Source organism: Flavobacterium sp. CBA20B-1 (genome assembly GCF_028473145.1).
In the GTDB taxonomy this organism is placed as follows: Bacteria; Bacteroidota; Bacteroidia; order Flavobacteriales; family Flavobacteriaceae; genus Flavobacterium.
Genome location: NZ_CP092370.1, coordinates 946,493 through 966,445 on the forward strand (window position 1 = coordinate 946,493; position 19,953 = coordinate 966,445).

18 protein-coding genes and 1 rRNA gene are annotated in these 19,953 nt (G+C 34.9%); 7 read left to right on the forward strand and 12 right to left on the reverse strand.

Annotation, left to right across the window (positions count from 1 at the left end; all coding sequences use genetic code 11):
• Positions 1–18: 18 nt before the first annotated feature.
• The 4 genes from MG290_RS04810 to MG290_RS04830 form a co-directional block, all read right to left on the reverse strand.
• A 16S ribosomal RNA gene (locus MG290_RS04810) occupies positions 19–1,536 on the reverse strand.
• 620 nt (positions 1,537–2,156) lie between these two features.
• The gene (locus MG290_RS04815) at positions 2,157–3,581 is read right to left on the reverse strand and encodes a sodium:solute symporter family protein (RefSeq protein WP_264562742.1); all 1,425 of its coding nucleotides are present in this window, start codon (positions 3,579–3,581) and stop codon (positions 2,157–2,159) included.
• Positions 3,582–4,249: 668 nt separating this feature from the next.
• Positions 4,250–5,299 carry a hypothetical protein gene (locus MG290_RS04820; protein WP_264562743.1) on the reverse strand — a complete coding sequence of 350 codons (1,050 nt, stop codon included), beginning with the start codon at positions 5,297–5,299 and terminating at the stop codon, positions 4,250–4,252.
• 263 nt (positions 5,300–5,562) lie between these two features.
• Positions 5,563–6,633, reverse strand: coding sequence for a branched-chain amino acid aminotransferase (locus MG290_RS04830; protein ID WP_264562744.1), 1,071 nt, complete (start codon positions 6,631–6,633; stop codon positions 5,563–5,565).
• Positions 6,634–6,845: 212 nt separating this feature from the next.
• Here MG290_RS04830 and MG290_RS04835 point away from each other — a divergent pair, with 212 nt between their 5' ends.
• From MG290_RS04835 to MG290_RS04850, 4 genes are read left to right on the forward strand one after another with little or no spacing between them, the layout of a single operon-like run.
• Complete coding sequence (locus tag MG290_RS04835) at positions 6,846–7,364, forward strand: DUF4920 domain-containing protein (protein ID WP_264562745.1); 519 nt, start codon at positions 6,846–6,848, stop codon at positions 7,362–7,364.
• The gene (locus tag MG290_RS04840) at positions 7,364–7,807 is read left to right on the forward strand and encodes a hypothetical protein (RefSeq protein ID WP_264562746.1); all 444 of its coding nucleotides are present in this window, start codon (positions 7,364–7,366) and stop codon (positions 7,805–7,807) included. The genes MG290_RS04835 and MG290_RS04840 overlap by 1 nt, the downstream gene beginning before the upstream one ends.
• Positions 7,807–8,463, forward strand: a complete 657-nt coding sequence (gene mnmD, locus MG290_RS04845) for a tRNA (5-methylaminomethyl-2-thiouridine)(34)-methyltransferase MnmD (RefSeq protein WP_264562747.1) — start codon at positions 7,807–7,809, stop codon at positions 8,461–8,463. The genes MG290_RS04840 and mnmD overlap by 1 nt, the downstream gene beginning before the upstream one ends.
• 54 nt (positions 8,464–8,517) lie before the next feature.
• On the forward strand, positions 8,518–8,706 hold the full coding sequence (locus MG290_RS04850) for a hypothetical protein (RefSeq protein WP_257498558.1): 189 nt from the start codon (positions 8,518–8,520) through the stop codon (positions 8,704–8,706).
• 31 nt (positions 8,707–8,737) lie between these two features.
• Here the strand turns inward: MG290_RS04850 and MG290_RS04855 are convergent, their stop codons facing one another.
• Positions 8,738–9,676: a LysR family transcriptional regulator gene (locus tag MG290_RS04855; RefSeq protein ID WP_264562748.1), complete on the reverse strand. Its 939-nt coding sequence runs from the start codon at positions 9,674–9,676 to the stop codon at positions 8,738–8,740.
• Between the two features lie 104 nt (positions 9,677–9,780).
• Between MG290_RS04855 and MG290_RS04860 the strand changes: the two genes are divergently transcribed.
• Positions 9,781–10,245 carry a Dps family protein gene (locus MG290_RS04860; RefSeq protein ID WP_264562749.1) on the forward strand — a complete coding sequence of 155 codons (465 nt, stop codon included), beginning with the start codon at positions 9,781–9,783 and terminating at the stop codon, positions 10,243–10,245.
• Between the two features lie 179 nt (positions 10,246–10,424).
• Here the strand turns inward: MG290_RS04860 and dnaN are convergent, their stop codons facing one another.
• The 5 genes from dnaN to MG290_RS04885 all read right to left on the reverse strand — a co-directional run bounded on the left by dnaN (position 10,425) and on the right by MG290_RS04885 (position 15,219).
• Complete coding sequence (dnaN, locus tag MG290_RS04865; protein WP_264562750.1) at positions 10,425–11,543, reverse strand: DNA polymerase III subunit beta; 1,119 nt, start codon at positions 11,541–11,543, stop codon at positions 10,425–10,427.
• Between the two features lie 84 nt (positions 11,544–11,627).
• On the reverse strand, positions 11,628–13,307 hold the full coding sequence (gldG, locus tag MG290_RS04870) for a gliding motility-associated ABC transporter substrate-binding protein GldG (RefSeq protein ID WP_264562751.1): 1,680 nt from the start codon (positions 13,305–13,307) through the stop codon (positions 11,628–11,630).
• Positions 13,307–14,032, reverse strand: coding sequence for a gliding motility-associated ABC transporter permease subunit GldF (gldF, locus tag MG290_RS04875; protein ID WP_264562752.1), 726 nt, complete (start codon positions 14,030–14,032; stop codon positions 13,307–13,309). The genes gldG and gldF overlap by 1 nt, the downstream gene beginning before the upstream one ends.
• Before the next feature lie 57 nt (positions 14,033–14,089).
• On the reverse strand, positions 14,090–14,386 hold the full coding sequence (locus MG290_RS04880; protein WP_264562753.1) for a putative quinol monooxygenase: 297 nt from the start codon (positions 14,384–14,386) through the stop codon (positions 14,090–14,092).
• Between the two features lie 8 nt (positions 14,387–14,394).
• Entirely contained in the window at positions 14,395–15,219 is an 825-nt protein-coding gene (locus MG290_RS04885; protein ID WP_264562754.1) for an SAM hydrolase/SAM-dependent halogenase family protein, read from the reverse strand.
• Positions 15,220–15,304: 85 nt separating this feature from the next.
• Between MG290_RS04885 and MG290_RS04890 the strand changes: the two genes are divergently transcribed.
• Positions 15,305–16,309 carry a PhoH family protein gene (locus MG290_RS04890; protein WP_257498549.1) on the forward strand — a complete coding sequence of 335 codons (1,005 nt, stop codon included), beginning with the start codon at positions 15,305–15,307 and terminating at the stop codon, positions 16,307–16,309.
• Positions 16,310–16,342: 33 nt separating this feature from the next.
• Here MG290_RS04890 and MG290_RS04895 read toward each other — a convergent pair whose 3' ends face one another.
• The gene (locus tag MG290_RS04895; protein WP_264562755.1) at positions 16,343–16,846 is read right to left on the reverse strand and encodes a hypothetical protein; all 504 of its coding nucleotides are present in this window, start codon (positions 16,844–16,846) and stop codon (positions 16,343–16,345) included.
• A complete protein-coding gene (gene ytxJ, locus MG290_RS04900) occupies positions 16,847–17,176 on the reverse strand; it encodes a bacillithiol system redox-active protein YtxJ (RefSeq protein WP_264562756.1) in 330 nt (109 codons plus the stop codon).
• Between the two features lie 189 nt (positions 17,177–17,365).
• On the opposite strand from ytxJ, the gene clpB reads away from it, so the two are divergent.
• Positions 17,366–19,951 (forward strand): ATP-dependent chaperone ClpB, encoded by a 2,586-nt coding sequence (gene clpB, locus MG290_RS04905; protein ID WP_264562757.1) that lies wholly within the window; start codon positions 17,366–17,368, stop codon positions 19,949–19,951.
• The last annotated feature ends 2 nt before the right edge of the window (positions 19,952–19,953 follow it).

Genomic DNA, 19,953 nt, shown 5'->3' on the forward strand with positions numbered 1-19,953 from the left:
TGTTTAAACCATCTCTAGAAAGGAGGTGTTCCAGCCGCACCTTCCGGTACGGCTACCTTGTTACGACTTAGCCCTAGTTACCGGTTTTACCCTAGGCAGCTCCTTGCGGTCACCGACTTCAGGTACCCCCAGCTTCCATGGCTTGACGGGCGGTGTGTACAAGGCCCGGGAACGTATTCACCGGATCATGGCTGATATCCGATTACTAGCGATTCCAGCTTCACGGAGTCGAGTTGCAGACTCCGATCCGAACTGTGACCGGTTTTATAGATTCGCTCCTTGTCGCCAAGTGGCTGCTCTCTGTACCGGCCATTGTAGCACGTGTGTGGCCCAGGACGTAAGGGCCGTGATGATTTGACGTCATCCCCACCTTCCTCTCAGTTTACACTGGCAGTCTTGCTAGAGTTCCCGACTTGACTCGCTGGCAACTAACAACAGGGGTTGCGCTCGTTATAGGACTTAACCTGACACCTCACGGCACGAGCTGACGACAACCATGCAGCACCTTGTAATTTGTCCGAAGAAATATCTGTTTCCAAATACGTCAAACTACATTTAAGCCCTGGTAAGGTTCCTCGCGTATCATCGAATTAAACCACATGCTCCACCGCTTGTGCGGGCCCCCGTCAATTCCTTTGAGTTTCAGGCTTGCGCCCGTACTCCCCAGGTGGGATACTTATCACTTTCGCTTAGCCACTCAAACCGAAGCTCGAACAGCTAGTATCCATCGTTTACGGCGTGGACTACCAGGGTATCTAATCCTGTTCGCTACCCACGCTTTCGTCCATCAGCGTCAATCATTTGTTAGTAACCTGCCTTCGCAATTGGTATTCCATGTAATATCTAAGCATTTCACCGCTACACTACATATTCTAGTTACTTCACAAATATTCAAGCCCTACAGTATCAATGGCATTTTTTTGGTTAAGCCAAAAACTTTCACCACTGACTTATAAAGCCGCCTACGGACCCTTTAAACCCAATGATTCCGGATAACGCTTGGATCCTCCGTATTACCGCGGCTGCTGGCACGGAGTTAGCCGATCCTTATTCTTACAGTACCGTCAAATTCCCACGCATGGGAGTGTTTCTTCCTGTACAAAAGCAGTTTACAATCCATAGGACCGTCATCCTGCACGCGGCATGGCTGGTTCAGGCTTGCGCCCATTGACCAATATTCCTCACTGCTGCCTCCCGTAGGAGTCTGGTCCGTGTCTCAGTACCAGTGTGGGGGATCTCCCTCTCAGGACCCCTACCCATCATCGTCTTGGTATGCCGTTACCACACCAACTAACTAATGGGACGCATGCTCATCTTATACCAATAAATCTTTATAATATAAATGATGCCATTTCTATTAACTATAAGGTATTAATCCAAATTTCTCTGGGCTATCCCTTAGTATAAGGTAGATTGCATACGCGTTACGCACCCGTGCGCCGGTCTCTCCCGCCCGAAGGCGGGATACCCCTCGACTTGCATGTGTTAGGCCTGCCGCTAGCGTTCATCCTGAGCCAGGATCAAACTCTTCATCGTATAATTTTTTTTATTGTTGATGTGTCGTTTAAAACCTCTTGGTTGCCCAAGAGCTTTTACTCTTTAATTCTCTGTTAATCCAATATGTCTATGAACTTGCTCTTCTTACATTCGCTTCTCTCTCAAAGCGGTTGCAAAAGTAAAACTTATTTTTTAATCAGCAAATTTATTTTTGCTTTTTTTTGAAAAAGTTTTTTTTGTGAATTTTAAAAAACTTTAATCACATCTTTATGCTACAGTTTTTTATCACTTTTTCCTTTTGCAGTATTTCAAATATCTTGTTGCAATTTTAAAATAGTTTAAATAGTACGCTCTTTAAATTGCTTTCTAAAAAAACTTATTAAACAACGTGTGTCTGATTTTTTAGTGATGCAAATGTAGGGCGTTTTTTTATTCTGACAAGGTTTTTTTAAAAAAAAATAATTAAAAAGATCTTACAATCTTGTTTTCAAACAGTTGCGATTGATAGTTTTTTTAACCTCAATAAAAAATATAGGTTTAATGATTAAATCTGACAGTTTTGATCGTTTCAAAAATCGTTTTTAATGCACGAAAAAGAGTTTTTTGGATAAGAGAAAATTCATTGAATATCCTTAGTAGAATTAAATCTAGTTTTAAAATCAATCAGATTTTACGAACATACTAGCAATTCCATAGGCGCAAATTGCAGCACTAAGTCCAAAAACATTGGCATCTAGTCCAAATGGTAGCTTTATATCTATTATAATTAAAAAAATGGAAAGACCACCACCTACTATCATAGAAATTAATGCGGGAGTAGGCTTTGGTTTTTTGAAAACTATTGCGGCAATTACGGGTACTAAAAGACCTGAAACCATAAATGCATAAGCATAAAGCATTAATGCTAATACATTTTCCATAACCGAAGCAAGTAATATGGCGAGAAATCCGATGAGTAAGGTAGAAATTTTAGACATTCTAATAATGGTATGGCTGTTTTTCTTTTTATGATCTGGTATTAAATCTCCAACCACATTACCAGAGGCCGCCATTAAACAACTGTCGGCCGTGGATAAAACTGCTGAAAAATAAGCTGCCATCACAACGCCGGTTAAACCTATAGGTAAAATATTTTTTATTAGTAAAGGTAGTCCTAGTTCTACATCGTTTAAAACACCGCCTTCAATGGGTACTAACTTTTGTTGAATAGCCACATTTGCAAGCATTCCTAAAATAACACCTGTAAAAGCCATAATAGGCCATTCTAAAAAACCTGCAAAATACCAAGCTTTTTTTGCTGTTTTAACATCCTTACAAGCGAATATACGCTGATAAAGTGTCATTCCAACAAACCAAATGGGTATAATTGTTACACTCCAATTAATAATTTGTTGCCAAGTAATATTTTTTAGAGAAAGCATGTCTTGGTTTAAATAAGGCAGTATACCTTGCATTCCACCTAATTTAATATAAGCAACAGGAATTGCAACGAGCATTAATCCCGCAAGTAAAATAATCCATTGCACAGTATCGGTATAAATTACCGCTTTCATCCCACCAAGCATGGTATAAAAAACGGCAATTATTCCCATTATCCAAAGCATGGTTTGGGTATCAACTGCGGGAAAAGCAGCTGTTGAAAGTTTTGCTCCTGCCAAAAATTGCGAACTTGTGAAACCTGTGTAGCCAATAATACAAATGATTGCTGCCACTAGTGCTACTTTTTTATTGTATAGATATTTGAAAACTTGAGGAAGTGTAAGAAAATACCCGCCTCTTCTTTGCTGCCATTCAAAAACTTTTGGTATTAAAAAAACAGCACTTAACCATGCCCCTATTAAACCTGTAAAAAGCAACCACGAACCCGATAAACCCATTGTAAAACCAACTCCTCCTAAACCTATTGAAAAACCGCCGCCTACATCTGTTGCTACTACCGATAGCCCCACATGACCTGCTGACAAAGTACCGCTGCCTGTATAATAATCTCGTTCGTCGGTGTGCTTATTTGCAAAATAGAACCCCACCCCTAGCATTCCCAAAAAATAAATTATAAAAATTAATACATCAATCCAATGTGGCATTTTTTTTCTTTTTTATTTAGTTTAACAATAAATTTATTGAATATTATCAGCAGCATGAGAATATTTTACACTTGCTAAAGACCGATTTTTAAAACAACCCTTCTATAATTTTTTGACTAGTTAAAAATCCATATAGTTGATTCAATGTATGGTAGAAAAAATAGCAACAAATCAACGTTTTATAAAAGACAGTCATTAAATTATTTAAAACAACGCGTATTTAAGTTTTATGAGTTTAAAAAATTCGTACTGCTGTTTAACTCTATTTTTTTAAGTGGTAGCATATTGTGCTAAAAAAATAAAAAAATCGTAAGTTAAACACGTTTCGAAGCATAAATATAATAAAAAACTCAATAAAAACACCCTTTTTAGATGAATTGTTTAAAACAAAATAATCTACAGATAATATAACTTATAAATACAAAAGAATAAATCCAAGCTTAATAATGAGTTCTGTTTAAAGAAGCTAAGAAAAAAAAGCAAGCATATACACAACTTCTCTTTTGCTTTCAACATAAAAGCGATTTAAAACAACCGGTTTTTTAACAAATCGCTATTTATGAAACATATAAATTAAAAAAGACAAAACTAATTTATCTATTAATTTTGTCTTTTTATTTGTAATGACTTGATGGTTTTCGAATTTATCCTTAGATATATCTACATCTTTAATTGCTTACATTTAAACTATCAGCAGGGGTATCAACAATTGGAATTACTGTTTCGTTTACCGGAATAATAAATTCAGTAACCCATTCGTTTGATTTTTGTGTGTTTAAGGTGGAAGTTTTGTAAAATGAAATAGGTTTTAAATCGGCACGTTGCGTTAAATTTTTCTTAGCTATTTCTTGCTTCACTTCTGCCCAAGCTTTGTCGCTATGGATATAGTCGCCTGTTAAAACAGTCTTGTATCCATGAAAAGCGGGCATTTTTTCACACATTACATCACTGCCCTCTGCTGTACTAAAGAAGTTTTTTATCGGCATACATACGGAATAACGTACAGTTCCGGATAATACGTTGATGTTTTCAAAAATGGTAAAAGGTGCTCCGTAAGGTTTCAATTCAAAGTTTTTTGCGAAATTATTCATGTGTTCCATACTTTGAAACATTTTATCGCCAAGGTTTTCAATATCAGATTCTACTATTTGTTTCATATAGAACATTTCAGGAATCATCACAATGCCTTCATTTTTAATAGTGAAATTTTTAAGACTTTCAGTGATATTTTTATTAATTTTTGATAAGCTTTGTTCAAAAATAGGTCCGATAAGTGATTGAGGCGTGCCTTGGAAAAAAATCTCGAACTTTTCTTTAAATGATAAGTTTCCTTTTATGTTCCAACCAATGGTAGTTTTTCCATTTACCTCATCAAAAAACATTTGGGTATCGTACTCATTTCCGTCTATATTCATCTTTAAATATATGGTATCATTAGGAATTGATTTGGAGATGGAAACTTCATTATTGCTCCACACTATTTTGGAGTTGGTTCCTTTGTAGATAGAATCTAACTTAAAACTTTCAGGATTGTTTTCATAGACATTCCAATCAGGGAAATTTTGCAAATTATTCACATAACGAAACAATCGTTGATTAGATAATTCGGTTTTTTCACTCACATTTATTTCATATTCGCTTTTTCCTGTTGCGATATAAACGGTTAGAAAAACTGCTGCCAAAGCAGCGATGATAAATACATACTTTACAATTTTCATAAACAATTTTAGCTTTTTAAGGTAGTTTTAATAATGAATAATATGCCCATAAACAATAAAAAAGTAAGTAAAACCCACAAACTGCCTTTGTAATATATTTTGTGCATTTTTAAATCTTTGCGATACATAATAACTATTAGGCTAACAAAAACTACGATAAAAGCAACTGCAAAAATAATTTGTCCTTGGGTAAACATCTCTTTTTTATACAAATATATGTATTTTAACAACATAAAAAAAGCTTGCGCAATGCAAGCTTTGTATTAAATTTTCACTGTCCAGTTAAATGGATCGTCGGTTGATTTATTTTGAAGTTTTGTCAGTGCGTTTTTCAACTGCAACGCATAAGCGTCTTCATCGGCAATATTGGGCAGTTCATAATAGTCATCTTTGTAAGCAAATCCTTCAATTTGATTAACAACTGCGGCTGTTCCTGCTCCAAAAATTTCTTTTAAACTACCATCTTTTGCTGCCTGAATAATGGTTTCTACTTTTACAGGTTCAATTTTCACTTGATATCCAAAATGTTCTGCAAGCGCAATTAAACTTTTACGGGTTACACCATCTAAAATACGATCAGATGTTGGTGCAGTGTATAAGGTATTATTGATTCTAAAAAACACGTTCATGGTTCCAGATTCTTCTAAATGTGTGTGCGTAGAATCGGTCCAAATTACTTGGTTATATCCTGCTTCTTGAGCAAGTTTGGTTGGATAAAACTGTGCCGAATAATTTCCAGCCGCTTTTGCAGCGCCAATTCCTCCATTTGCTGCACGGCTGTAATAATCAGCAATTTGCACTTTTATTTTTCCGGAGTAATACGATTTTGCCGGAGACAACAAAATACAGAATAAAAATTCGCTTGAAGGGCTTGCAATCACGCCGCTTTCAGTGGCAATCATAAATGGGCGAATGTATAATGAATTACCTAAGCCCTTGCGCACCCATTCTTTTTCAACTTTAATCAACTCTTTTAATCCACCAATAAAACGTGTTTCATCGATCGTTGGCATTGCTAAACGAATTGCCGATTTATTGAAGCGGTGAAAGTTTTCATCGGGTCTAAACAACCAAATATCATTATTGTCTTGTTTATATGCTTTCATTCCTTCAAAAATAGCTTGTCCGTAATGAAAAACTCTTGCTGAAGGATCTAAAGTAATTGGAGCGTAGGGTTTAATTTCTAAAGCACCCCATTCACCATTTTTGTATGCACATGTTAGCATGTGATCGGTAAATTTGGCACCAAATTTTACATTTTCAAAATCAAAAGTATCTATTTTTGAAACGGCAACTTTAGTTAGTTGTAAGTTGTTTAAAATGTTTGAATCCACTTTGTTGTTTTTATGCTGTTAAATTCGTTATGTTGTCTGTTTTGCAAAGTTAGAAAAAAAATCGAGTTTTAATTACCTAAAATTATGCGATTTACATTATAAGTAAACTTTCAATGAAAATCTTTCAATATCTTTAATCAATCTAAATACAAGCTATTCAAAATGTTATTCACTTTAATGAACAATTTCTATATTTGTAAAAAATAAGAACAATGAAAAAAATCGTATTCTTTTTTGCAGCAACTGCTTTATTGGTTGCATGTGATAAAAAACAAGACAGCAACGCTACCGAAACCGCTAGCAACACAACCGATGAGAAAATGAATTTCCAGGTGTATGGTGACAGCATTTCTGCCGAAGTCGCTATTTCGAAGGAAGAAATGTTGGCAAAATATGAAGACATGAAACCAACCGACACGTTAGCTGTTAAATTAGATTCAGAAATAATTGCTACATGCAAAAAGAAAGGTTGTTGGATGACCTTGAAATTGGGCAAGGATAAAGAAGCTTTTGTAAAATTTAAAGATTATGCTTTTTTTGTTCCTAAAGAAGGTGCAGAAAATCATAGAACCATTATATCAGGAAAAGCTTTTATAGAAACAACACCGGTTGATGAATTAAAGCATTATGCAAAAGATGCAGGTAAGACTGATGCTGAAATTGCTGCAATCACAGAACCTAAAGTAGAATATCGTTTTATGGCAGATGGTGTTTTAATTGCTGAAAATTAATGAAAAAAACAATTCTTTTAGTGTTGCTTTCAGCTTTTGCTGTGAGTTGCAACAATCAAAACAAAGCGGATGAAACAAATACCGCAAAAGACACCGTTTCTTCAGATTTTAAAATGTATGAAATGAGCGAAATGGCTGCTTTAATGGAACAAATGTATGCATACAATACACAGCTAAAAGAACGTATTGTGAACAATCAAGATTTGGGTGTATATCCGATGGCGTTTGACAAAATTCACACGGCAACCTTAACAGAAAGTGCCGATAGAGATGTTTTTTTTAATGAACAAGCCGCACTATTTATTGAAGCACAAAAAGCTATATATGCCGATACGGTTTCTGCCAAAGAAAATTTCAATAAAATGGTGAATCAATGTTTGGAATGCCATGCAAAAAAATGCGGCGGACCCATTCCAAGAATCAAAAAGCTTTATATTCCCTAATGGAACGCGAGCTGATTCTTACAAACGACGGATCGCATAGTTTACTGGTTACAAACATGGGCGAAACATTTCATTCTAAGCATGGCGCTGTACAAGAATCGCTACATGTTTATATAAAGAATGGATTGGAACACGTTTGTAAAAACCCAATTAACGTTTTGGAATTTGGTTTTGGAACAGGCTTAAACGCATTGCTAACCATGCAATATGCTAGTGAAAATAACGTTACAATTCATTACGAAACCATTGAAGCTTATCCGCTAGTAGCACAAGAATATCAAGCGTTGAATTACAACAATTTTGTGGAAACAACAGTATCGTTACAGCATTTACACGAACTTGCTTGCAATAAGTTGGAAAAAGTTACAGCACATTTTAGTATCTTGAAGCATTTTTGCAAAATTGAAGATTTTGCTTCAACAAAGCTTTTTGATATTATTTATTTTGATGTGTTTGGATACGATTACCAAAGCGAACTATGGTCTGAAGAAATATTACGCAAAGCATACAATTTACTACAACCAAACGGCATTTTTGTAACCTATGCGTGTAAAGGCTTAATAAACCGCAGATTAAAAGAGATTGGCTTTAAGGTAAAAAAATTACAAGGACCACCAGGAAAAAGAGAGATGGTTTTTGCTGTTAAAAAAATCTAAAAAAACTAGAATTAAATCAATTCGTGTGGTATATTTATATAAAAATTAAATGTTATGACCGAGCGATTAATTCACACTATAAAAATTTTAGAAAAAGTAAGTTTTAATAAAGATTTATTTATAAAAGAATTTACTAAAGCGATTAATTTTTTACTGCCTTTCGAGATAGATCAATTAAAAGAATGGATCATCGATTACACAAAAAACAAAACCGAATTTGAAGAAGTTTTGGCATTAGTATAAAAAATAAAGCTGTCCTTTCTGGACAGCTTTTTTAAGCAGTAATTTTCGGACTGATAATTTCTATATCTTGAAAAGCAATAGCGCCTTTAACAACCCCGCTTATTGTGGTTCGAAGCGCATCAATGATATGAATTTTTAATTCGTTTTTTGGAAAAATTAAACTTACTTCTCTTGATGGTTTTGGATTTTCAAATTCAATGATATTCTTTTGATCGTTTTCATTCAAGTTTAAAGTGTGTAGATAGGGCAAAAAAGTTACACCCAAACCTTCATTTGCCAAGCCAATCAATGTTTCAAAACTTCCCGAAGTGAGTTCAAACCTGCGAAAAGCATCTAATTTTGATGCCTTGCAAATATTTAAAATTCCATTTGTAAAACAATGCCCATCTTGCAACAATAAAATATCATTAATATTCAAATCATTAGCAGATAGTTGCACCAAGTCTTTTCTATAATCAGCTGGAAAATACCCCACAAAAGGTTCATAATACAGTACAATTTCTTTTAAATCGCTTTCTTTTAAAGGAGTGGCGGCAATTGCAGCGTCTAATTGCCCCTTTTTTAACCGATTAATGATTTCATCTGTAGTGTGCTCCTCAACAATTAAATTAATTTTAGGATATTTTTTAATAAAATTCTTTAAAAACATTGGCAAAAGAGTGGGCATAATTGTAGGAATGATTCCTATCTTAAAATCGCCACCAATAAAGCCTTTTTGCTGTTCTACGATGTCTTTAATACGATCGGCTTCGTTTACAATGCTTTTTGCTTGTTCAACAATCCGTTGGCCCACCTCGGTCAGTTGAATAGGTTTTTTATTACGGTCAAAAATTTTCACTTCAAGTTCCTCTTCTAACTTCTGAATTTGCATGCTTAATGTGGGTTGTGTTACAAAACACTTTTCGGCAGCAATGGTAAAATTTTGAAATTCGGCTACGGCAAGTACGTAATTTAGTTGTGTAATAGTCATTTTTAATGATTTTATCTATTGAATCATAAGTACTATCGATTGTTTCTCTACACAAATATCGGCTATTTATTTGTAAATTTGAATGAATACAAAAAATTAATCACATGAAAATTTTAGGATTACCACAGAAGGAAACCAAAGAAAACATTGAGCTTTTAAACGTTCTTTTATCGAACTTTCAAGTATATTATCAAAATTTGCGCGGCTTGCATTGGAACATTCGTGGAAAGCGATTTTTTGAACTACACGTAAAGTTTGAAGAATTGTACAATCAAGCCCAATTGCGAATCGATGAAATTGCAGAGCGTGTGCTTACATTAGGCGGCACTCCTTTACATACTTTTGAGGATTATTTAGCAAACAACAAACTCAATGTTGCGAAAAACATAACAAACGACGAAAAAGCGGTGGAAATGGTTGTGAATTCATTAGCCGATTTATTGGTAATTGAACGCGAACTTTTAGAAAAATCGGGCGCTATTAACGATGAAGGAACCAACGCAATGATGAGTGATTTAATTACTGAACAAGAAAAACAAATATGGATGATGCAGGCGTTTTTGGGGTAATTTTAAATATTTACTCTTTCAAAAACAATTTCTCTAATTTATAGTTAATGATTTTGATTGTATAGATTTATGCAGCGAAATTGTTTTAAAAACCAAAAACCTCAACAGCATCCGGCTATTGAGGTTTTTGTTTTTATAGAATTTCCTAAAAAGTGGAAGAAATAATCTGGTATAGAATATTAATTATTCAGCATTACCGGCATAACAAGCATGGTAACTGTTTCGCCTTCGTCTAATCCATCGATCGGAGTTAAAATACCGGCGCGGTTCGGTAACGACATTTCCAATTGTATTTCATCGGACTGCAAGTTGGTCAACATCTCGGTTAAAAAGCGCGAATTGAACCCTATTTGCATATCGTCTCCATTGTAATCACACGTTAAACGCTCGTCTGCTTTGTTTGAATAGTCAATATCTTCTGCGGAAATATTCAATTCAGTTCCAGCAATTTTTAAACGAATTTGGTGTGTGGTTTTGTTTGCATAAATGGCAACACGGCGAACAGAACTTAAAAACTGTGTGCGTGAAATAATCAATTTATTGGGATTTTCTTTTGGTATCACTGCTTCGTAGTTTGGATATTTTCCATCGATTAATCTACAAATCAATGTGTAATTATCAAAACTAAACATCGCATTTGAGTCATTATATTCAATAGAAACGGCTGCATCAGCTGTGGCTAAAATATTTTTTAAAATATTCAACGGCTTTTTAGGCATGATAAAGTTTGCTTCTGCAGAACTCGTCACATCGGTACGGGAATATTTCACCAATTTATGTGCATCAGTAGCAACAAAAATCACACCTGTTGGTGCAAATTGAAAATATACACCCGACATCACCGGACGCAAATCATCATTTCCGGCAGCGAAAATCGTTTTACTGATTGCTGTGAACAATATCTCTGCACTAATTTCAGCTTTCGACGGATCTTCTAACATTTCTGCCTTGGGAAATTCGTCGCCTGGCAAATATGCTAAAACATACTTTCCTAAATCAGAGCTGATTTCAATAGTACTGTTTTCTTTCACTGTAAAAGTGAGCGGTTGTTCAGGAAATGTTTTTAAAGTTTCTAATAATAAACGTGCCGGAACGGCAATTGAACCTTCGCTTGTTGATTCGATCTCTAAAGTAGCCGTCATGGTGGTTTCTAAATCCGATGCCGATACTTTTAATTGATTTTGATCAAGTTCAAATAAGAAATTATCAAGAATATGTAAGGTGTTGCTGCTATTTATTACGCTTCCTAAAACTTGTAATTGTTTCAATAAATACGAGCTCGATACAATAAATTTCATCTGTTTCTTTTATTTATGCCTTTATGGCAAATTTTTACAAATATATTTCATTTAAAGCGAAAAATAAAACTTTATTTTTCACGACTACTTTGTGTATTTCTTTTTTCGTAAATAAGTAAAAATAAATCCAAAAACAGCCAATACAGCCAACGGTAAAGCCACTATTATGATTTGAATAAAACTATAGTCGGTATAAACTTTTTCTTTATCAAGCAATGCTAATTTCACTTCTTTGGTTCGCAATTCCATCAGTCCGGTATCGTCTAACAAATAATTCACCGCATTTACCAAAAATTCTTTGTTTCCATACAAGGTGTTTGTCCATTTGTCATAACCTAGTTCCATTGGTTGATAATCTTGATCAAGCTGGTTGCGAACTACATCGCCATCGGAAATCACAATCATTTTTGTAGCTTTTCCTTCATTCAGATAACCTTCTGATTGAAAAGGAACTATGCGGTTTTTAAAGACCGATGTGAAACTTCCTTCTAACAAAACTGCCAACGGAAACGATTGCATTTTTACTTTTTTAGGATCTATTTTTTCATTAATAGTGTTTGATAAACTCACGACACTTGGCGTTCCTACTTTAACAGAAAGCGGTGACGAAGCCAGCAATACCGTTTTTTTGATGTTGTTTTTTAAGGTATCAATACTGTTTGCAAAATCGAATTTCACTACTTCGATATTTTTTACAATTGGATGATTGGATCCGCTCACTACATACGGAGCAAATTTCCAGTTAAACGTTTCGTAAACGGTTTCGCTGCCTTGCTGACCAACTGCCAGTTTTATAGGCGATCCGTATTCGTCTTTCACCAAATCAGGATTTACACGCACGCCATATTTAAAAAGCATTTCGCCCAAACTTTGATCTTTTGGATAAGCCAACATTTCGCTGCTTGGATTGTACAAACTGTCCATATCTGCTTGTACTTGATCCAACATCCAGATTGATTTACCACCGTTCATTACAAATTGATCCAACACTTGTATTTGATTTTCATCGAAGGCTTTTGTGGGTTTTGTGATGATGGCTAAATCATAAGCTTGTAAATCTTTTAATGTTTTTTGTGGATTTACCGCAACGCTGTCTAACGTAAAAGGTGCAATAAAATAACTATCTTTTAAGGTGCGCAAAAAATCGGCAATGTACACATCATTGGGTTCGCCAATTCCTTTAATAATGGCTATTTTTTTAGACTTTTCAGTATTCACTTTATAGATTGCCTCAGTAATTGCATATTCTAAATGTTGCACAGAAGATGCTATTTTTTCTTCGGTTGAAGCACTCATCATGCCTTTTAGCAATTGTATTTTTGCATGGTTTTCACCTTTGGTTGCCACTGCCCACGGAAAAACCATTTCTTGCGACTGTTTGCCTTTGTCGTTCACCGAAATATTTATGGGTTTCATACCGTTTGCATACAGTTGTTCTGCCATTTGTGTAGCTTCGTTTTCGTTGGCTAGTGGGTTTACAAAAATAAAATTAACCGCACTGTTATATGCCTGAAACTCTTCTAATAACTGCTTGGTTTCGGTTTGAAGTTTGCGCAATTCCGCAGGAAAATCTCCTTCTAAATACACATCAATAAAAACGGGTTCGTTTACCTTATCAAGTATGTTTTTAGTAGTTTCGGATAATGTATAGCGTTTGTCTGAAGTTAAATCAAAGCGATGATACACATATCCTCCTACAATATTTAAAACAATCAATGCAATTGCAATGCCTAAAAACGACTGAATTCTTTTACTATTTTTCATTATTTACGCACGCTTTTAAGGTTAAACACAGTTGCCATTAAAAAGAAAATAGTTAATGATACAAAATAAATAACATCTCGGGTATCAATTACCCCTCTACTCATACTTTTAAAATGATAGCTCATTCCCACTTTTTCTATTAAGGTTGCCGATGATTTGAACAATTCTGCTAATTGATCAAACCCCATATACAAAACAAAGCAAATGACTACTGCTGTAATAAACGCTACAATTTGATTTTCAGATAACGACGAACAAAAAATACCGATACTCGTGTAAGCAGCCATTAAAAACAATAATCCCAAATAAGAACCAATGGTACTGCCCATATCCATATTTCCTGCCGGCAAACCATACGGATTTAATATGATGATGTATAAAAGCGTTGGTAAAATAGCGATAACAACCAACAAAAAAGCACCAAAAAACTTACCAGTAACGATTTGGTTTAAACTCAATGGTTTGGTTACCAATAATTCAATAGTTCCTTGTTTGCGCTCGTCTGAAATACTTTTCATGGTAATTGCCGGAATCAACAAAAGCAAAACCAACGGTGCTAGTTGAAAAAACGGGGTTAAATCATTATAGCCGCTTTGCAGAATGTTATAAGATCCGTCAACAATCCACAGAAAAATTCCATTTAAAATTAAAAATACGGCGATAACCAAATAGCCGGTAAGCGAACCAAAAAACGATTTGATTTCTCTTAATAACAATGCTTTCATTCTATAAATTCAATTTAATAGTGTAAAGGTGGTAAAATTTATGCAATTTTGAACAAATCAATCCAATGTAACCAATTTATCAACGCTCCACGCTTGGGGTTTATCATTAAAAAATGCTTTTGTAAAAGCCCAAACCTCTTTAAAAAGCTCGGAATTTCGATACTTTTCTAAATCTTCCTCTTCATTCCAAATAGAATATGTGAAAAAGATACTTGGATTGCTTTTATCTTGATAAAGCTCTAAAAAATTGTTTCCTGGAAAATTTCTTATATCGTTTTTAACACTGTGAAAGCTCTCTAAAAACAACGGAATCTTCTCTTCGTGAAAACTCATTTTAACTATTCTTACAAACATATCTTTATTTATTCGGTAAATTCAATAATTACGGTGTCGCGGTATGACACACCAAACAAGCTTTTGGCATTGCCCACATTTTCTAAATCAGACTTATATATTGCCATTTGCAAAAAACCCAAATCATTAAAAATAAACAACATATCGCCTTCAAATTCGCGCAACGACTTGTTTTCTGTATTAAAATCACCATAAAAAGCATTAATGCGGTTAATGCGGTATCTTTTGGCAGCAATTTCAAACTTTCGTTCTTTCCGAACACGTTCAAACAGTTCCTTGGTAATATTGGTAACAGCGTTTCCGTAATGGTCAATATAAATCACAGAACCTTTAATGGCGTTTTCGTCGTCTGCAACTTTTGGGCGCAATTCCACCAACAATTCGCAATCGTTATAATCGATTGGAGCACCTAATTCCTTAAAAGGTTCCTTGTTTAAAATACGTTCTGCCACATGATTGTAAAGCGAAATGGTATCCGAACAAAAATCGGGTATTTTTAAATCAATAATTTCAATCGCATCTTCGGCAGAAGCCAATAGCGTAATGGTACCATTGTTGGCCGTTAAAATATAGTGACCGTTTAATTTTGCAAGCAAAAACGATGTTTGATCAAACATTTCTGCTTCCACCAAAACCATGTGAATAGTACCTTTCGGAAAATTATTATATGCCCCATAAAGCACATAACTTGCGTTGGCAATATTGTAAAAATCAATACAATGCGAAATATCAACTATTTGAACCAACGGCATGCGCGATAAAATTTTACCTTTAACCGCTGCAACAAAATGATCTTTTATACCGTAATCTGTTGTTAATGTAATAATTGACATTCGCTTTTTTTGTTAGTGTTTTTTGTTTTTTTTTATTAGATTTGATATATGCAAAACTAATTATTTTAATTAAACAATGTAGCTTTTGAACGAAAGAATCATAGAATTAGAACACATTACCCCGAAAGATTTTTGGGGTCCGCAAGATATACATTTAGAGGTGATTAAAAAGCTGTATCCAAAACTAAAAATAGTAGCCCGCGGAACTACCATGAAAATTTTTGGCGAAGCTGAAATTTTGGATCAGTTTGAAACGCGTTTTGAACGTATTTTAAAGTATTACGATAAATACAACCAGCTCAACGAAAACATTATTGAACGATTGATTTTAGATGATGTTCCGCAACGAATGGATAAATCAGATGAAATTTTGGTGCACGGTTTGGGTGGAAAGCTCATTAAAGCCACCACACCTAATCAGCAGAAGTTGGTCGATTTGGTTTTTAAAAACGATATGGTTTTTGCCATTGGTCCTGCGGGAACCGGTAAAACCTACACCGGAGTTGCTTTGGCGGTAAAAGCGTTGAAAGAAAAGCAGGTAAAGCGCATTATTTTGACCCGCCCAGCAGTTGAAGCCGGCGAAAATTTAGGTTTTTTACCGGGCGATATGAAGGAAAAACTCGATCCGTACATGCAGCCCTTATATGATGCTTTGCGCGATATGTTGCCACCAACCACCTTAGAAGATTACTTGTTAAAAGGAATTATACAAATTGCGCCTTTGGCATTTATGCGCGGACGTACGTTGGACAATGCTTTTGTGATTTTAGACGAAGCCCAAAACACCACCCACAGCCAAATGAAAATGTTTTTAACGCGTATGGGTAAAAATGCCAAGTTTATCATTACGGGCGATCCTGGTCAGGTTGATTTACCACGAAAAGTAACATCGGGGTTGCGTGAAGCCTTACGAATTTTAGAAGGTGTAGAAGGTATTGGTTTTGTGTTTTTAGACGATAAAGATATTGTGCGCCACCGTTTGGTTAAGAAAATTGTGGAAGCCTACAAAAAGGTTGAAACTGCCAACGAGTTTGCATCACATCAAAATTATTATCAGAATAATCAAAATACAGAAAATCCGACGAGTTAGTCGGATTTTTTGTTTAATTATAGATTACTTTTATTAATATTCACAATTATATGAATATCCAATCATTATAGATCCTAAATAAGTATTCACTTCTTGTTTGATAGGGTTTGGTTTCATACCTGTTGTTAGAAAATATTCACAATACCTATTTTTATAACTTTGATTATATGAGAAATAAAAAGGGTCTCCTATAATCATTTCTATTGGATTTTCTTTATAAAAATTTGAATTAGAGTCAATAATTCCTTTGATATAGTTAGTTTTATCAAAAACTAATTCTAAACAATTATTTTTAATACTTGTTAAATCTAATAACTTCATATCTTCTTTTAGATTAACAAACACATAATGACTAAACTCATTCTCCTCCTTTACAATTAAATTCATCTTATGAATTGTCCCAAATAATATATAATCTTTATTTTCTAGAAGATAATACAATTCATTCTCAATTTTGTCAATGTTATCACTGAAATAAGTAATATTTTGCGAATAACAATTTATTGAGATGAGAAATATTAAAAATACCCTTTTCATTTAAACCAACTTCATCAAAACATTCGCATCAATACTTTCGTGCGATGTATGATATATAACTATACCATCTTTAATCAACAAAATTTGTGGCGATTGATGTTCCACTTTAAATACTTCAGCAATCTCATTAGAGATGTTTCTGTAAGCAATCAAATCTAAATAATAGGCATCCATCACATTCTGCAATGAAAAATCGCTTTCAAAATTCTTTAACGCCATTTTACTGATGATGCAACGCGTGCTGTGTTTGAAAATCAAAACAGGTTTGTTCCAAGATTCGTTAATTATTTGATCAATTTGATCTATATGTTCTAAAACCTTCCAATTCATTTTTGTAAATTTAATCTCAAATATACGTCAATTTATCCTATTTGATAACTTTCGTAAAAGCTTAAAAACGTCATTTTGTCATTTTCACCCTACTTAAAACACTCAAAACAAGACAAATAGTCATTAAATAACATTTGGAACACCGTTTGAAAAGTAGATATCAACAACACAACCATAAAAATTAAAAAAATGAACTTAAATAATTTTACAATAAAATCGCAGGAAGTATTGCAACAAGCTCAGGTTTTAGTACAAACTTTTGGGCAACAACAAATAGAAAACGAACATCTTTTAAAAGCCATTTTAGAGGTCGATGAAAACGTAACACCTTTTATCTTAAAAAAAGTCGGTATAAATATCGATCAATTAAAATCGCAAAACGATCAAATTATTGAGTCGTTTCCAAGGGTCGAAGGTGCGCAGATTGGCTTGTCGCGTGCGGCTGGAAATGCTTTGAATGAAGCACAAGTCATCGCCAAAAAAATGAACGATGAATATGTATCCATCGAACATTTATTTTTGTCAATTTTTAAATCGAACAGTAAAATTGCATCGTTTCTAAAAACAGGCGGAGCCACCGAAAAACAAATAGAAGCTGCAGTTACGGAACTACGCAAAGGCGAACGCGTAACGTCGGCATCAGCAGAAGAAACCTACAACTCTTTGAATAAATACGCCAAAAATCTAAATGAATTGGCAAACAGCGGAAAACTGGATCCGGTGATTGGGCGTGATGAAGAAATTCGTCGAGTTTTACAGATTTTAACACGCCGTTCTAAAAACAACCCTATGTTAATTGGTGAACCAGGTGTTGGTAAAACCGCAATTGCCGAAGGTTTAGCACACCGAATTGTTCAGGGCGATGTACCTGAAAACTTGAAAGATAAAATGGTTTTTTCACTAGATATGGGTGCCTTAATTGCCGGAGCAAAATACAAAGGTGAATTTGAAGAACGCTTGAAATCGGTGGTGAAAGAAGTAACTTCGTCAGATGGAGCTATTATTCTTTTTATCGATGAAATTCACACGCTTGTTGGTGCCGGCGGTGGCGAAGGTGCTATGGATGCAGCCAACATTTTAAAACCAGCTTTGGCTCGTGGCGAATTAAGAGCAATCGGAGCGACAACTTTAGACGAATATCAAAAATATTTCGAGAAAGATAAAGCATTAGAACGTCGTTTTCAAAAGGTAATTATTGAAGAACCTGATACTGAAAGTGCCATTTCTATTCTTCGTGGAATTAAAGAAAAGTACGAAACACATCATAAAGTGCGTATTAAAGACGAAGCTATAATTGGGGCTGTAGAACTTTCACAGCGCTATATTTCAAATAGATTTTTACCCGATAAAGCAATCGATTTAATGGACGAAGCGGCATCGAAAATCAGAATGGAAATCAATTCAAAACCAGAAGAATTAGATGTTTTAGACCGAAAAATCATGCAGCTTGAAATTGAAATTGAAGCGATTAAGCGTGAGAATGACGAGTTAAAACTGAAAGCTTTAGGTATTGATTTGGCAAATTTAAAAGAAGAACGCAATCAGATTTTTTCGAAATGGAAATCGGAAAAAGATGTGGTTGACAATATTCAGAATGCCAAATTAGAAATTGAAGAATACAAACTAGAAGCTGAACGCGCCGAACGCAACGGTGATTATGGTAAAGTAGCCGAAATTCGTTATGGAAAAATTCAGGATGCAGAAAACCGTTTGGCTACTTATCAAAAGCAATTAGAAGAAAATCAAAAGGGAACTTCGCTAATCAAAGAAGAAGTTACTTACGAAGATATTGCCGAAGTGGTTGCAAAATGGACAGGTGTTCCTGTGACGAAAATGTTGCAAAGCGATCGAGAAAAGCTGTTGAATTTAGAAAACGAACTACACAAACGCGTGGTGGGTCAGGAAGAAGCAATTGAAGCCATTTCAGATGCCGTTCGTCGCAGTCGTTCCGGTTTGCAAGATCCTAAAAAACCCATCGGATCGTTCTTATTTTTGGGAACAACGGGTGTGGGTAAAACCGAATTGGCAAAAGCGTTAGCGGAATATTTGTTCGATGACGAAAACGCCATGACCCGAATTGATATGAGCGAATATTCTGAGCGTCACAGCGTGAGCAGATTGGTTGGTGCACCTCCCGGATATGTGGGTTATGATGAAGGCGGACAATTGACAGAAGCAGTTCGTAGAAGACCTTATTCGGTTATTTTGTTAGATGAAATTGAAAAAGCACATCCTGATACTTTCAATATCTTGTTACAGGTGTTAGATGAAGGGCGATTAACCGATAATAAAGGTCGTTTGGCTGATTTTAAAAACACCATTATTATCATGACGTCAAACATGGGAAGTGCGATCATTCAAGAACAATTTGATAATCATCCAACTGAAATTGCCGCAGAAAATGCAAAAGAAGAAGTGTTGAACCAATTAAAAACAATGGTTCGCCCGGAATTTTTAAACCGTATTGATGAAATTACAATGTTTACGCCGTTAACCAAAGGAAACATTGAACAAATTGTAGGCATACAATTAAGAGGTGTGTTCAAGATGCTGGCAAACCAACACATCACAATGGATGCAACGCCCGAAGCAATTAACTATTTAGCTAAAAAAGGTTTTGATCCGCATTTTGGTGCCCGACCGGTGAAACGAGTGATTCAACGCGAAGTTTTAAACCAGCTTTCGAAAGAAATATTAGCAGGAAAAATTAAAACCGACAGTATTATTTTGTTGGATAGTTTTGAAGATCAATTGGTTTTCAGAAACCAAGAATAAAC